General features: G+C 57.4%; 17 protein-coding genes. 6 read left to right on the forward strand and 11 right to left on the reverse strand.

All coding sequences use genetic code 11. From position 1 onward, the window contains the following. Position 1: 1 nt before the first annotated feature. The 7 genes from ACA056_RS08145 to ACA056_RS08175 form a co-directional block, all read right to left on the reverse strand. Entirely contained in the window at positions 2-628 is a 627-nt protein-coding gene (locus tag ACA056_RS08145; RefSeq protein ID WP_497271762.1) for a response regulator, read from the reverse strand. 255 nt (positions 629-883) lie between these two features. Further along, a complete protein-coding gene (locus ACA056_RS08150) occupies positions 884-1,276 on the reverse strand; it encodes a response regulator (protein ID WP_497271764.1) in 393 nt (130 codons plus the stop codon). Between the two features lie 184 nt (positions 1,277-1,460). Continuing rightward, a complete protein-coding gene (locus tag ACA056_RS08155; protein WP_497271766.1) occupies positions 1,461-2,789 on the reverse strand; it encodes a deoxyguanosinetriphosphate triphosphohydrolase in 1,329 nt (442 codons plus the stop codon). 69 nt (positions 2,790-2,858) lie between these two features. Then, positions 2,859-4,022 carry an EAL domain-containing protein gene (locus ACA056_RS08160; RefSeq protein ID WP_497271768.1) on the reverse strand — a complete coding sequence of 388 codons (1,164 nt, stop codon included), beginning with the start codon at positions 4,020-4,022 and terminating at the stop codon, positions 2,859-2,861. Positions 4,023-4,145: 123 nt separating this feature from the next. Beyond that, on the reverse strand, positions 4,146-4,487 hold the full coding sequence (locus ACA056_RS08165) for a hypothetical protein (RefSeq protein WP_497271770.1): 342 nt from the start codon (positions 4,485-4,487) through the stop codon (positions 4,146-4,148). Beyond that, positions 4,484-4,873 (reverse strand): phage holin family protein, encoded by a 390-nt coding sequence (locus tag ACA056_RS08170; protein ID WP_497271772.1) that lies wholly within the window; start codon positions 4,871-4,873, stop codon positions 4,484-4,486. The genes ACA056_RS08165 and ACA056_RS08170 overlap by 4 nt, the downstream gene beginning before the upstream one ends. Position 4,874: 1 nt before the next feature. After that, complete coding sequence (locus ACA056_RS08175; protein WP_140683442.1) at positions 4,875-5,189, reverse strand: ElaB/YgaM/YqjD family protein; 315 nt, start codon at positions 5,187-5,189, stop codon at positions 4,875-4,877. 306 nt (positions 5,190-5,495) lie between these two features. Between ACA056_RS08175 and ACA056_RS08180 the strand changes: the two genes are divergently transcribed. Continuing rightward, positions 5,496-6,704, forward strand: coding sequence for an ammonium transporter (locus ACA056_RS08180; RefSeq protein WP_497271774.1), 1,209 nt, complete (start codon positions 5,496-5,498; stop codon positions 6,702-6,704). Here the strand turns inward: ACA056_RS08180 and ACA056_RS08185 are convergent. Next, positions 6,701-8,413 (reverse strand): cation:proton antiporter, encoded by a 1,713-nt coding sequence (locus ACA056_RS08185; protein ID WP_497271776.1) that lies wholly within the window; start codon positions 8,411-8,413, stop codon positions 6,701-6,703. The two genes, ACA056_RS08180 and ACA056_RS08185, sit on opposite strands and share 4 nt — an antisense overlap. 210 nt (positions 8,414-8,623) lie before the next feature. Here ACA056_RS08185 and ACA056_RS08190 point away from each other — a divergent pair, with 210 nt between their 5' ends. From ACA056_RS08190 to ACA056_RS08200, 3 genes are all read left to right on the forward strand, one after another. Further along, positions 8,624-8,860: a glutaredoxin family protein gene (locus tag ACA056_RS08190; protein WP_111452360.1), complete on the forward strand. Its 237-nt coding sequence runs from the start codon at positions 8,624-8,626 to the stop codon at positions 8,858-8,860. Between the two features lie 169 nt (positions 8,861-9,029). Then, entirely contained in the window at positions 9,030-9,347 is a 318-nt protein-coding gene (locus ACA056_RS08195) for a hypothetical protein (protein WP_008145883.1), read from the forward strand. A gap of 71 nt (positions 9,348-9,418) precedes the next feature. Next, positions 9,419-10,309, forward strand: coding sequence for a pseudouridine synthase (locus ACA056_RS08200; protein WP_497271779.1), 891 nt, complete (start codon positions 9,419-9,421; stop codon positions 10,307-10,309). An 88-nt stretch (positions 10,310-10,397) separates the two neighbouring features. On the opposite strand, the gene ACA056_RS08205 is transcribed toward ACA056_RS08200, so the two are convergent. Continuing rightward, a complete protein-coding gene (locus ACA056_RS08205; protein ID WP_033059146.1) occupies positions 10,398-10,619 on the reverse strand; it encodes a YgdI/YgdR family lipoprotein in 222 nt (73 codons plus the stop codon). Positions 10,620-10,695: 76 nt separating this feature from the next. Beyond that, on the reverse strand, positions 10,696-11,298 hold the full coding sequence (gene mobA, locus ACA056_RS08210) for a molybdenum cofactor guanylyltransferase MobA (RefSeq protein ID WP_008145886.1): 603 nt from the start codon (positions 11,296-11,298) through the stop codon (positions 10,696-10,698). Positions 11,299-11,379: 81 nt separating this feature from the next. On the opposite strand from mobA, the gene moaB reads away from it, so the two are divergent. Both moaB and ACA056_RS08220 read left to right on the forward strand, forming a co-directional pair. Further along, on the forward strand, positions 11,380-11,919 hold the full coding sequence (gene moaB, locus ACA056_RS08215; RefSeq protein WP_046049182.1) for a molybdenum cofactor biosynthesis protein B: 540 nt from the start codon (positions 11,380-11,382) through the stop codon (positions 11,917-11,919). Beyond that, the gene (locus ACA056_RS08220; protein ID WP_497271782.1) at positions 11,903-13,129 is read left to right on the forward strand and encodes a molybdopterin molybdotransferase MoeA; all 1,227 of its coding nucleotides are present in this window, start codon (positions 11,903-11,905) and stop codon (positions 13,127-13,129) included. Before moaB ends, ACA056_RS08220 begins: the two co-directional genes overlap by 17 nt. 60 nt (positions 13,130-13,189) lie before the next feature. Here ACA056_RS08220 and ACA056_RS08225 read toward each other — a convergent pair whose 3' ends face one another. Then, a complete protein-coding gene (locus ACA056_RS08225) occupies positions 13,190-13,504 on the reverse strand; it encodes a hypothetical protein (RefSeq protein WP_497271784.1) in 315 nt (104 codons plus the stop codon). Positions 13,505-13,560: the final 56 nt, after the last annotated feature.

The following is a 13,560-nucleotide window of genomic DNA, read 5'->3' on the forward strand; positions in this document are numbered from 1 at the left end:
CTCACACTAACGCGTTACGTTTTGCCATATCGATGAGTTCAACCAGGGATTTGGCTTTGAGTTTCTGCATGAGGCGTTTTTTATAAGTGCTGACAGTCTTGTTGCTCAGAAACATACCTTTGGCAATTTCCTTGTTGGTGCGGCCTTGGGCAAAGAGTTGCAATACCATCAATTCCCGGTCATTGACTGATTTGAACAGTTCCAGGTCGGCGAAACGCGCGTCATCACAGCGAACAGGATTCAAGGCCTGGCTTGGGAAATAGTTGTAACCTGACAATACGGCCTTTATAGCGCTGACCAGTTCACTCAGATCTTCCTGTTTACACACATATCCCGATGCGCCGGATTGCATGCAGCGAATACCAAAAAGTGTTGGGCTCTGTGCTGTTAATACCAATGTTTTCAGGCGGGTACTCATTGCGTTGAAACGGGCGAGAACTTCCAGTCCATCCAGCTTGGGAATGCTGATGTCGAGAATGACCAGATCAGGCATGCATTCGCGAACCATCTGCATGGCGTCGACCCCATTATCAGTTTCGCCGACGACTTTGTAACCTTCATGTTCAAGCAACATTCTGACGGCAAGGCGGATGACCGGGTGATCGTCGACAATAAAAACGGAGTTCATAATCAAATCCCATACGAGCTCTAATAAAGCGCGCACCTTAGCTCAGATAGTTGAGGCGACGCATGAGCTGACGGACCTGCAGCGGCAATATAGGAACAATCCTACAGCTGAAGAAGAATAGGACTACGTATCAACTAGGTTTTTTATGAAGAAGGGTAAAGGTTGTTGATAGTTAGTCGAGGGGTTGGAAGTATTTACTTGTAAGTTTTGAGTTGTGTTTGGGTTGAATTTTTAATGCGTTTGTTATGTGATTTTTTACAGTGAGGCCAAGGTCAACAAGTTTCTAAATTCGGATTGTTTCAGCGGTTTGATCAAGTACCCCAACAATGGCAGTCCGTGTTCGCTGGCCTTTTTTTCAAGTTCATCCAGTTCAGCGGATGTCAGGCTGCTTAACAGTATTGCCTGTCTAATCATCCCCCGGCGGCTGGCGAATTCGACCAGATCAAGCCCGCAGAGGTCGGGCAGACATTGATCGCACAAAAGAATATCAAACGGTTGCACAGCCTTGAGCATTTGTTGCAAGGCGCCATCGGCACTGTCGGTGGTGGTCAGTTGGGTGAAACCGTAACTCTCAAGCAGGTATTGAGTCGCCCGGAGTTGGAAGGGATGATCTTCCACCAGCAAGATGCGCAGATCGTCTTTGAACATAGGAGTATTCACGCTTCTTCTGTTGAACTGAAGGAAGCGAGATTATTTCGCGAGGTTACCGAATAATCGATCAGTTAGCTCAGCGCATGTTGTAGGGGGATTCGGCGAACGTTGAGTGCACTTGGGGGTTTGAGAGGTCAATCAACCATTGCGGGCGACGTAATGGCTGATCACCCGGGTCTCATCAGTGGCTCGAACGACCGGTCATCTCCAGCGCCATTTCGCTGGCATAGCTGTCGGTCATGCCGGCGATGAAATCAATCATCCGTAGAAACGAGGCGTGCAATGGGCCGTGAGGATCGGGCGCATTGTTGCCCAACAGGTCGAGGACTCGGCGACTCTTGAAGGACGGCGTTCGACCGTTATGCTGTTCCAGTGCCGCGCCGCAGAAGGCGTTGAGCAGGATTTCCAGCGTGGTGTAGGCGCCGATTTCATGCAGGGTCTTGCGCTTGTCCTGGAAGATTTTTTTCCGCGCCATGTCCTTCGCATTCAGGACGCAACGCTTGGCAGGGCCATGCATGTGCTCCACCAGATCACCGGGTAGCGTGCCGGCCAGCAACGCATCCTGTTGCTCGACAAAGGCCCGGGCTGCGGCGTTGGTCAGGTGTTCAATGGCTTTGCCTCGCAGGATCGCCAGTTTGCGCCGGCGAGAATCCTGTGGACCGAGCTGGCGATAGGTTTCCGGCAGATCGTCACCCACAAGGTCCAGCAACAGAGACTCGACTTCGGCGTACTCCAGCAACTCCATTTCCAGACCGTCTTCCAGATCGATCAGCGCGTAACAGATGTCATCGGCAGCTTCCATCAGATACACGAGCGGATGGCGCGCCCAACGCTGTTCCTCGAGTTGCGGCAGGCCGAGTTTATTGGCGATTTGTTCCAGAAGCGGTAATTCGCTCTGATAGCAGCCGAACTTGTGCTTCTTGTAGCCCAGTGAATCCGCGTGTTTTGCCGTCCATGGATACTTCAGATAAGTACCCAGCGTGGCATAGGTCAGCCGGGTGCCGCCGTCGAACTGGTGATATTCCAGCTGGGTGAGTACCCGGAAGCCTTGGGCATTGCCTTCGAAATTGAGGAAGTCATTGCGTTCGACTTCGCTCATTGCATCCAGCCAGCCACGGCCGGCGGCTTGCTGGAACCAGTGGCGAATTGCGTCTTCGCCGGAATGGCCGAAGGGCGGATTGCCGATGTCATGGGCCAGGCAAGCCGATTGCACCACCATGCCCAGGTCGCTGGGCTCGCACCAGTCGGGCAGGGCGCTGCGGATGGTTTCTCCGACGCGCATGCCCAGCGAACGGCCGACGCAGCTGACTTCCAGCGAGTGGGTCAGGCGCGTGTGGATATGATCGTTGCTGGTGACCGGATGGACCTGGGTCTTACGCCCGAGGCGGCGAAACGCGCCCGAGAAAATGATCCGGTCGTGGTCTTTGTGGAAAGGACTGCGGCCGAGTTCTTCCGGGCTGTGCAGAGGCTTTCCGAGGCGTTCGCGAGTAAGCAGGGTTTGCCAATCCAAGGCGGGTTCTCTCCGTCAGGTGTTTGATTGCTTAAGCTTCCGGGTTCGCGTCCGGACCTGCAAGCGGAACTACAGCCCGGCGGCGTCGATATCGATGAGCAGCAGTCGCTCGCCGTGGTCGAAAAATTGCCCGGCGGTGAGGCAGTACTGGTTGCTGGTGGCATCGCGGTAAGTACTGGAGAGCGTCAACCTGCGCTCATCCCAACCCTCTGCCAGCAGGTGATAGAAGTAGGGGCGCCATGACCAGTTGTGGCCCAGGTAGCGATTGTCGGCCTCCCAGCCATTGTTGCGCCATTCAAGGTTGGGCGTCAGCTGCGTGCCGTGGCGGTCGCATTGGTAGAAGCGCAGCAACCAGGGAAACGCATCCAGTTGTGGCAAGGCGCAGAGCGGCGCGCGGGCCTGAGCCCATGCTTGCAGGATGGTCATCAGCTCGCCGAGTTGCTGGCGCATGATCATCAGACGACCGCGCTCATCCAGCTTCTGCTGAACATAGCGCTGACGCAGTTGCGCGAAGCGCTCGACAAAGGCGTCCGTGGCAAAGAAACCGGCTTGTGCCCGGGCGAACAGAAAACCCTGAACGTAGCGTGAACCGCACTCCAGGGCAAAACTCAGTTGAGCCTCGGTTTCCACCCCTTCGGCGATGATCCAGCAACCGGTTTTTTCCGCCATTTGCGCCAGAGCCTTGACCACGTCGCTGCTCGGTCCACCCAACGCAGCGGCCTGGAACAGGCGCATGTCGAGTTTGAGAATGTCCGGTTGCAGCGCGAGTACGCGATCAAGTTGAGAGTATCCGGCACCGAAATCATCGATGGCGATCCTCGCGCCGGCCTGTCGGTAGCGTGCGACGACGTCGGCCAGGCGCTGAATATCGCCCCCCAGTTCGGTGATCTCAAAGACAATGCGTTGCGGGTCGACGTTGTGCTTGCTCAATTGCTTGAGGCTCGGTAGAGCCTGGCCCGGGCGCAAGCGGTTGATCCAGCGTGGCGATATGTTCAGGCTCAGAAACCAGTCCGAGGGCGCTTCATGTAGACGGCTCAGCGCGTTATCGCGGATCTGGCGATCCAGGCGACGCAGCGCGATGGCGGGCGTTCGCGGGTCGGCGAACAGCGGCCCCACCGAGGTCAATTGACCGTCGGCCTGGAACAATCTTCCCAGTGCCTCGACACCAGCGATACGGCCGGTGGCGGTATCGATGAACGGCTGAAAACAGGCGAGCGGTTGCCCGTCGATCACGAGGCCTCCTTGGTCAGGTCTTGTTATTGGATAAAACCTGTTCACCGGGCAGGCACGCAGGATTGAACCCCTCGATAAAGAGGTTCAATCCAGATGTTGCAAGAATGCAGCCAGATAACGGCCTTAGTGGTTACGCGAAGAGCCTTGCATGACCAGCTTGATCAATGGCCCCAACGTGGTGCCCAGACGAACCAGTCGAGTGAGGCTGCTGACGCCACCGCTCTTGGCGCCCTTACCTGTCAGAAAGCCCAGCAAGGTGACGGCTGCCACGCCCCAGAGTGGAGCGTGCTTGATGCCGAAGCCATCTTGCAGGTTTTGCGTCATCCCGCGTACGCGCTGCAAGGGTTGCAGCAGTTGCGCGGATTCGTGGCGGATTTCCTGGCGATGCATTTCCATGCGCAGGCGGATCAGCGCCTTGCGCATTTCGGTGCGCGAGCTGTTGTGAGGCAGTTCAGGCAGGCTCATGGCAGCAGACGCTCCCGATCGTTGGCCAACTCTTCCAGGGTGCCATGGAAGGGCGAGGATTCATCGAAAATCGCCGCTCTCAAGCGCATCGCACAGAAAATAGCCGCAAGTGTGTAGAAAACACAGAGCCCGATGATGGCCGCCAGGCGATAGGTGTCCCAAAACAGGATCATCACCAGCGTCGACAACCCCACTAGCAACAGCAAGGCAAAAACCAGCGCCAGGCCTGCGAATAGCAACAGGCTTACCGTGCGGGCTTTTTGTTCCTGCAATTCGATGCCGAACAGTTCGACATGGCTGTGCAGCAGTCCAAGAAAAGCAGCACCCAGGCGCCGCGTTGAGGAGCTTGGGCCCGTCGCGGACGAGCCGGATTCGCCGATCGCCATATCAGCGCCGAGTGGCCAGCAAGCCAATCAGGAAACCCACACCCGCCGCGATCCCGACTGATTGCCAAGGGTTGGCCTGGACATAGTCTTCGGTGGCGGTAACGGCGGCCTTGCTGCGTTCGCGCAGGGAGTCTTCAGTCAATTTCAAGGTTTCGCGCGCACGCAGCAGACTGTCGTGGATTTGCTCGCGCAACTCATCAGCCTGATCGCCGGCCAATGTTGCGGTGTGTTCCAGCAACCGTTCGGTGTCGTTGACCAGAGTCTGAAAATCGTTCATCAGGATTTCTTGAGCAGTCTTTGCCTTGATGCTGGCCATGGGTGGATCTCCGTAAGTGGCTTCTGAAACGTTCGAGTATGAGCCTTGCGCGAAGGTTCAGTACAAATGACTGGTACAACTTTTGCTACGTCGTGGTGCGTCTGCCTGCGCCGTTGCGCTGTTGCTGGGCAGGATTCGAGCAAAACCTTATCTCAAATAATGAAAACTCGCGCAAAGGTTCCAACCTTGTGCGCCAAAGCGGCTCATCGGGATCAATCTGCTGATCCTGACAAGGTGCAACTTGGTGCATGAATTGTCTGCGCGAACTGCTTTGGTGCTTTTTTAGCCTTCAGGTCTGCCAACCCCATGGAAAATCTGCAAAGCGCTGTGGACAGTCTGGTCCATAGCTCCAATACGTTGTTCATTCTGATCGGCGCGGTCATGGTGCTGGCGATGCACGCCGGTTTTGCCTTTCTTGAAGTCGGCACGGTTCGACAAAAGAACCAGGTCAATGCCTTGTCGAAGATCCTCAGCGACTTCGCCATTTCGACCCTGGCCTACTTCTTTATAGGCTATTGGATTTCCTATGGGGTGACCTTCATGCAACCGGCGGCTGTGATCAGTGCTGATCATGGCTATGGGCTGGTGAAGTTTTTCTTCCTGCTGACCTTTGCTGCGGCGATACCCGCGATCATTTCCGGCGGCATTGCCGAGCGTGCCCGGTTTGTCCCGCAGTTGTGCGCGACGGCACTGATCGTGGCGTTCATCTATCCGTTCTTCGAGGGCATGATCTGGAACGGCAACTTTGGTCTGCAAGCCTGGTTGCTGGAGCACTTTGGCGCCAGCTTCCATGATTTCGCCGGCTCGGTGGTGGTCCATGCCATGGGTGGTTGGCTGGCTCTGGCGGCGGTGTTGTTGCTCGGGCCGCGCAATGGTCGTTATCGCGAAGGGCGACTGGTGGCGTTCGCGCCCTCGAGCATTCCCTTTTTGGCGCTGGGGTCGTGGATCCTTATCGTTGGCTGGTTCGGTTTCAACGTGATGAGCGCGCAAACCCTGCAAGGTGTCAGCGGACTGGTGGCGGTGAACTCGCTGATGGCCATGGTCGGCGGTACCGTGGCGGCGCTGATCGTCGGGCGCAATGACCCTGGCTTTCTGCATAACGGCCCGTTGGCCGGGCTGGTGGCGATCTGCGCCGGTTCCGATCTGATGCACCCGGTGGGTGCGCTGATCACTGGTGTCATCGCCGGCGCATTGTTTGTCTGGTGCTTCACTGCGGCTCAAGTCAAATGGCGCATCGACGATGTGCTGGGGGTTTGGCCGTTGCATGGCTTGTGTGGCGTCTGGGGCGGAATCGCCTGCGGCATCTTCGGTCAAAGTGCTTTGGGCGGTTTGGGCGGCGTGAGTCTGATCAGCCAGTTGATCGGCACCGCGCTGGGGGTGGTCGTGGCGCTGGCCGGCGGCTTTACCGTGTATGGCGTGATCAAGGCGTTCCATGGTCTGCGCCTGAGTCAGGAAGAAGAGTATTACGGTGCGGACTTGTCGGTGCACAAGATCGGCGCTGTCAGCCAGGACTAGGTCTCTTCGTCGTCAGCGCCAGGATAGAAACCGTGCAGCAGACGATAGCGGTCGTGCCGTATCTGGTCGGCCCGCTCCTGCACTTGATGCGCAGGTAATCCCAGCATGATCAGCGCATGGGAGGCGAGCATCAGGCTCGACTCCAGCAGTTCGGGCACGACTTCGCTGGCGCCGGCTGCCTTCAACTCGGCCAGCTGGCTGTCGTCGCGCGTGCGCACCAGAATCGGCACGGTCGCGTTGAGTCGCCGCGCCTCCTTGAGGATCAGCAACGCGATGTCGGCCTGATCCACGGCGATCACCAACAGCCTGGCGCGCTCCAGCCCTATCGCGACCAGCAGTTCACCGCGGCGTGAGTCGCCATAGTGCACACAGGTTTCACCAACGGCGGCTTCGTGGACACGCACCGGATCAGTATCCAGTGCGATGTAGGGTTGCTGCGCGTTGCGTAGTGCGCGTCCGATTGACTGACCTACACGACCGTAGCCGCATATAACGACATGGTTGTGTAACCCGGCATTGAGCGCGCTGATTTCTTCGAGTTTTGCTTCTTCGTTGGGTTTGCGGTGCAGGCGTGTGGCGATGTGGGGTGCGGCGCGCAGCAACAACGGCGTGACGAGCATCGAGCAAAAGGTCGCCGCCAGCAACAGGCCGCCAAAATCCGCGGGCATCAATTTGTTCTGCTGCATCTGTGCCATCAGCGCAAAGCAGAACTCACCGCCCTGGGCCAATGCCAGGCCGCTGCGCCAGGCGGTTTCGCCATCGCTGCCACGCCATTTGACCAGCAGCGCAACGACGCTGCCCTTGAGCAGCAACAACCCCAGGGTCAGGCCGAGAATCAGCAGGCCGTGGCTGGCGAACAACTGCAAGTCGATCAGCATGCCGATACTGACGAAGAACAGCCCGAGCAGGATGTCGCGGAACGGTCGGATGTCCGCCTCGATCTGATGGCGGTAGTGGCTTTCGCCCAGCAGCATGCCGGCGAGAAACGCACCCAGGGCCGGGGAGAGACCGAGCAGGTGCGTCAGCCATGCCGTCAGCAGAACAATCACCAGCGCCAGTAGCACGAACAGTTCCGGGGAACGGGCAGCCGCCACTTCATGGAACAGCCGTGGCAGCAACCAGCGACTGGCCAGCAGCAGGCCGACGAACAATACGACGGTTTTACCCAGCGTCAGCGGCAGCGCCCAATACCAGGCCTGGTCGCTGCTGCCAGCGAACACGGGCACCAGGGTCAGCAGCAATACAGCCACGACGTCCTGGAACAGCAACACGGCGATGGCATTCTGGCCGTGGCTGCTGAAAATCTCTCCGAGACTGCTCAGCTCTTTACTGACAATGGCCGTGGAAGACAGCGACAGGCCGGCGCCGAGTAACAGCGCAGGCGTGATCGACATGCCGAGCAGCATCAGCAAACCCCCTAGCAGCATCCCGGAACACAGCACCTGCAGACTGCCAAGCCCGAACACCACTCGGCGCAACACGAGCATTTTCGACAGGGAAAACTCCAGACCAAGGGAGAACAGCAGAAACACCACGCCCAACTCGGCGAGGTCCGGCAGCTCTTCGCTTTCATTCACCCAGTTGAAAGCGGTTGGCCCAATCATCAGCCCCACGCACAGGTAGCCCAGCACCGGTGGCAATCGCAGGCGCTGGAACAGTGCGATCACCACCAGGGAGGAGGCGAGGATGATCAACAGGTTGGCGAACACAAAAAACTCCGGTGGTGGACGCTGGCAACTCAAGCGTAGAGGCAAAAAAAACCGTGAGCATGTTGCAAAGGGTATTGAAGGCGACTGATGTGCATCAGCGTATTGCCGCGATCCGTTGCCGTTCATGGCTCAAGGGTAGAGTATTCAATGGCTCGACGGCTTTTCGGGGCAGGCCTAGAATGGAAACTTAATTTTTTCGGTTGAGCGCTCATGCTTCCTGAATGTCAGCTGTTCGGCACCCTTGGGTGTCATCTCTGTGAAGTCGCCGAAGCCATGCTGATGGAATTTGTCGAGCGCGGTCTGCTGGTGGAACTGGTGGATATCGCGGACGACGAAACATGGTTCGAAGCTTACAGTCTGCGTATTCCGGTATTACGGCGGGTCGATACTGGCGCTGAGCTGGGCTGGCCGTTCAGTGCCGATCAGGTAGTGGCGTTCCTGCGTTAAGCGGTGGTTGCGGTGGTGGTGTTCCCGCCTGTCGAACTTTGCGATGGATCCTCTTGGCTTTACCGGTGCTGATCGGATACTGTATGCGTATACAGTAATTCGTGATGCCTGCCTTGCACCCTTGGTTTTCGGGTTTGGGCAAGCGGTCCGGGCGTGAGAGGGATGAATCGTGGTCAATGTCGAACAATTGAAGAACAGCGTGAACCGGATGTCGGCGGACGTGGTGCGCGAGGCTGTCCTCGAGTTACGTCTGGATGGCCTGGTGACAGAAGGAAAAACCCCCTTCAATAAACTGCACTTCAATACCTGTTTCGCCGAAATCGAAGCCTTGTTCCAGCGCGCGGGTTATCACCGGCAGCTGGATGTCGTGGGCTATCAGGGATTGTTGTATGCGCTTTATGATCCTGGTCGCTGGGAGGCAGTCGATGTGCTTCGCTGGCTCAAGGAGTTCACCGAAGCGGCCGCGCGCACGCAGATACCGGCTTGAGGATTCTCTTCTAGGTTCGTTCCGGCCGCTGTTGGATAATGCCGCCCTGTATTGAGGGTAAGAACTTTCGTATGTCCACTTCATCTTTTTCTGCTGCACACAACCAGGCCAGCACGCTCTACTTGCCGCCTGGCCCGTGGCAGACCGTACTCGATTGTCTGTGCGAACACTTCAGCGCCATCGGTCGTGAACAATGGCTGGACAGAATCGCTCGCGGACGTGTCCTCGACGGTCACGGCATGCCGATCGCCCTTGATCTGCCTTACAAGGAAGGCTTGCGGATTCATTATTTCCGTGAGGTGCCGGACGAAAAGCCGATCCCGGTGGTTGAGTCGATTCTGTACGCGGATGAGCATCTGGTCGTGGCGGACAAGCCGCATTTTCTGCCAGTGACCCCGGCGGGTGAATACGTGGAGCAGACCCTGTTGCGACGGCTGATCCGTCGACTCGATAACCCGCATCTGGTGCCTTTACATCGCATTGACCGGCACACAGCGGGGTTGGTGCTGTTTTCCGCCAACCCTCAGAGCCGTTCTGCCTATCAGTCGTTGTTTCCTACGCGGCAGATCGAAAAGCGCTACGAGGCAATTGCCCGAGGGTTGCCTGAACTCTCTTTTCCATTGGTCCACAAGAGTCGGCTCATCGATGGCGAGCCTTTCTTCCGCATGCAAGAAGGTCCCGGCGTCAGCAATACCGAGACGGCAGTCGACGTCAGGGAGAAGAACGGTGACCTCTGGCGTTATGCGCTTTACCCGGTGACGGGAAAGAAGCATCAGTTGCGGGTGCACATGACAGCCTTGGGCGCCAGCATCTGCAACGACCCGTTTTATCCGCAGGTACTCAAGGATGTTGAGGATGACTATGCCAATCCTTTGAAACTACTCGCTCAGGGATTACGGTTTGTGGACCCGGTCACCGGCCAGGAAAGAACATTCGAAAGCTCCATCACCCTGGAGTGGTGATCACGAGGTTCAGCGAATCTGCTGATCTTTAGCCACGAAAAAGCCCGCATAAAGCGGGCTTTTCCATATCCGGTTGTCACCGCAAAAATTACAGCTCTTTAACGGTACGAACCTGATCCTTGTTGATGCGGGTCTGCTTGCCATCCAGTTGTTCGAATTCGTAGAAACCCGAATCCTTATCGAACTTTGGCGCGTCGACAGCCTGGATTTCTCGACCGTCATTCAAGGTGATCACTGTAGGCGATGCGCAACCGGCGAGGGTAGCGAGGCCCAGTGCGAGCATGAAAGTGGCGAGGGTCCGTTGAGTCATGAGTGTGTCTCCGAATATGAATTCTTTTGGTTACTGAGCTTGAGACGTGTACAGCGCGTGCAAGTTCCTTCTCCTGTCAGTCTGACACAGAGTTGTGGGCACTTAACAGTTCTGGTGTGTTGAGGTTGGCCAGGCGAGGATCATTGTCGGGACATTGCAGGGCCGTAGCGCCCAGTTTGCGCATGAGGCGACCCGGGCTGCGTTCGCCGTCGTTCCAGGCACTGTCGAAATCGGCCGAGAGTGCCACGGGGATGATGCACAGCAGAGGTTCCCAGTGTTCGCCATGGCGAAGCATCAGCGGTTGGTCCGGGTGCTGGCTGGCGGAGTCGCGCATGCTATTGAGCAGCGCGGCGTCTATGCGTGGTACGTCACAAGGCAGCACCAGCAAATGCGCATGGCGGGCGGCCTTCAGGCCTGCGCGAATACCGGCCAGGGGGCCAGGAAAGTCGCCTTCATCGTCATGAACCAGCTGGTCGGCGTAGGGCGCGTACTTTTCCAGGTTTCTGTTGCAGGAGATGATCAGGTCATCGCTCAGTGAACGGGTCTTGCGGTGCAAGTGGGCAATCAATGGCTCGCCGTGCCATTCCAGCAGCCCTTTGTCCTGACCGCCCATGCGTTGGCCACGACCACCTGCCAGGAGCAGAATGGAGCAGGGCGGCAAATGTGTATTCGAGGTCATGGCAGGTCTCCATGGGGGCGGCGAAAAAATGAGGCGCTGTGATATAACACCGGGCTGTTTCTCCTACAACTGGATGAGCCTATGAAAGCCAAGGCTGATGTACCTTTCGCACCGCTCAACATCGCGGTGCTGACGGTCAGCGATACCCGTACCCTGGAAACCGATACCTCAGGCCAGGTCTTCGTCGACGGTTTGAGCGCTGCCGGCCATAACCTGGCGGCCCGGGTTCTGCTCAAAGATGATCTCTACAAAATTCGCGCGCAAGTCGCCAACTGGATTGCCGACGATGTCGTGCAGGTGGTGCTGATCACTGGCGGTACCGGTTTCACAGGACGCGACAGCACTCCGGAAGCGGTGAGTTGCCTGCTGGATAAACAGGTCGACGGTTTTGGTGAGCTGTTCAGGCAGATATCGGTGGCGGATATTGGCACCTCTACTGTTCAGTCCCGTGCCTTGGCTGGCCTGGCTAATGGCACGCTGGTCTGCTGCTTGCCAGGTTCGACGAATGCCGTGCGCACCGGTTGGGATGGCATTCTCGCCGAGCAGCTGGATTCGCGGCACCGCCCGTGCAACTTCGTCGCTCATCTCAAACAGGCGGCACCCTGTGAATCCCGCGGGTAAGCCAGGCAAGACTGGCAGTCTGATGGCTGTCGAGGTGGCGCTGGCACGCTTGCTGGCAATGGCCGAAGCCTCACCGATTCGTGAGCGTGAACGCTTGCCATTGGCGCAGGTTCAGGGCCGGGTGCTGGCCGATGACCTGGTCTCGACGCTTGATCTGCCACCTTGGCCCAACAGTGCCATGGACGGTTATGCCTTGCGCGTGTCCGACTGGACCGGAGAGCCACTGGTGGTCAGCCAGAAGATTTTTGCCGGTCAGACTCCGGAGCCCTTGAAGCCTGGCACCTGTGCACGAATCTTCACCGGTGCGCCAGTGCCCGCTGGTGCAGATTGCGTCGAGATGCAGGAAAACACCGAGGTTCAGGCGGATGAGCGAGTACGTTTCACCGAAACCATGGCCCGAGGACAAAACATTCGTCCTCAAGGCCAGGAAGCTACTGTTGGTGAATTGATTCTGCTAGCCGGCACGCGCCTCGGGCCGATCGAACAGGGGTTGGCTGCATCGCTGGGATGCGCAGAGCTGGACGTGATTCGCAAGGTTCGCGTTGCTGTTCTGTCCACCGGGGATGAACTGATTGAACCGGGTCAGGCTCTGGGGCCGGGACAGATCTACAACAGCAATCGAGTGTTGCTGTGCAGTTGGTTGCAGCGCCTGGGCTGTGAGGTGATCGATGCCGGAATTCTTCCAGATGATTTAGCGACCACCCGCACTCAACTGGGTGAATTGAAGGATGTCGATCTGATCCTTTCCACCGGTGGTGTCTCGGTGGGAGAGGCTGACTTTCTGGGCATTGCCTTGCGTGAAGAGGGCGAGTTGACGTTGTGGAAACTCGCCATCAAACCCGGCAAACCGCTGACATTCGGGCATTTTCGCGGCGTACCTGTGATTGGTTTGCCTGGCAATCCGGCTTCAACGCTGGTGACCTTTGCTTTGTTGGCAAGGCCCTATCTCTTGCGCCGACAGGGTGTAAAAGAGATTGAGCCCCTGAAGTTTCAGGTGCCTGCAGGGTTTGCATGGCCAAAAGCAGGCAATCGGCGCGAGTACTTGCGCGGACGTCTGGAGAATGGCCGGGCAATTATCTACAGGAATCAGAGTTCGGGTGTACTGCGTAGCGCTGCCTGGGCTGATGGTCTGGTTGAGGTGCTGGAGGATCGCACGCTGATCGAAGGTGACTACGTGAGCTTCATCCCGCTGAGCGAAGTCCTGAGCTGACTCCTGCCGCTGGCTTACTGCGCAAACCCGGTTGATCGAACCGGGTTTTGCGTTCATGGCTTACCCTTGGTGAGCCAGGAGTGTCACGACCTGGTCGAAACGGCTATTGGCGATCCAGGCCAGAACCCCGATGACGACGGCTGTTCCGATAGCCGAATAGGCAAGCCTGTGTTTTATGGATTTGACGTCACTACGGACTTCATCCATGTCTCGTCGGATGTATTTGAGGTGTGTCTCCAATTCAACGACGCGAGATTCCATAGCAGCCTCTCCAATGGGCTTTGCGCTGTTTTTGAATTCAGCTTGATGATTGGCGCGTTTTTCTGCGAACGGTGCAACCGGAATGGCCGGTGACCTGATCTCTTGGCTTTGCATGGCACGTCCTTGTGTAGTTCCTGCTGATGTTTGATAACTGCAGGTGCCAAGGTGTA

The organism is Pseudomonas sp. LBUM1666 (assembly GCF_059695775.1).

What these genes read in the sequence shown, in the direction of transcription:
- ACA056_RS08205 (WP_033059146.1), bottom strand. Translation starts at nt 10,619, where the DNA reads ATGACTCAACGGACCCTCGCCACTTTCATGCTCGCACTGGGCCTCGCT.
- ACA056_RS08180 (WP_497271774.1), top strand. Translation starts at nt 5,496, where the DNA reads ATGGAAAATCTGCAAAGCGCTGTGGACAGTCTGGTCCATAGCTCCAAT.
- moaB (WP_046049182.1), top strand. Translation starts at nt 11,380, where the DNA reads ATGAAAGCCAAGGCTGATGTACCTTTCGCACCGCTCAACATCGCGGTG.
- ACA056_RS08175 (WP_140683442.1), bottom strand. Translation starts at nt 5,189, where the DNA reads ATGGCCAGCATCAAGGCAAAGACTGCTCAAGAAATCCTGATGAACGAT.
- mobA (WP_008145886.1), bottom strand. Translation starts at nt 11,298, where the DNA reads ATGACCTCGAATACACATTTGCCGCCCTGCTCCATTCTGCTCCTGGCA.
- ACA056_RS08150 (WP_497271764.1), bottom strand. Translation starts at nt 1,276, where the DNA reads ATGTTCAAAGACGATCTGCGCATCTTGCTGGTGGAAGATCATCCCTTC.
- ACA056_RS08170 (WP_497271772.1), bottom strand. Translation starts at nt 4,873, where the DNA reads ATGGCGATCGGCGAATCCGGCTCGTCCGCGACGGGCCCAAGCTCCTCA.
- ACA056_RS08200 (WP_497271779.1), top strand. Translation starts at nt 9,419, where the DNA reads ATGTCCACTTCATCTTTTTCTGCTGCACACAACCAGGCCAGCACGCTC.
- ACA056_RS08165 (WP_497271770.1), bottom strand. Translation starts at nt 4,487, where the DNA reads ATGAGCCTGCCTGAACTGCCTCACAACAGCTCGCGCACCGAAATGCGC.
- ACA056_RS08225 (WP_497271784.1), bottom strand. Translation starts at nt 13,504, where the DNA reads ATGCAAAGCCAAGAGATCAGGTCACCGGCCATTCCGGTTGCACCGTTC.
- ACA056_RS08145 (WP_497271762.1), bottom strand. Translation starts at nt 628, where the DNA reads ATGAACTCCGTTTTTATTGTCGACGATCACCCGGTCATCCGCCTTGCC.
- ACA056_RS08190 (WP_111452360.1), top strand. Translation starts at nt 8,624, where the DNA reads ATGCTTCCTGAATGTCAGCTGTTCGGCACCCTTGGGTGTCATCTCTGT.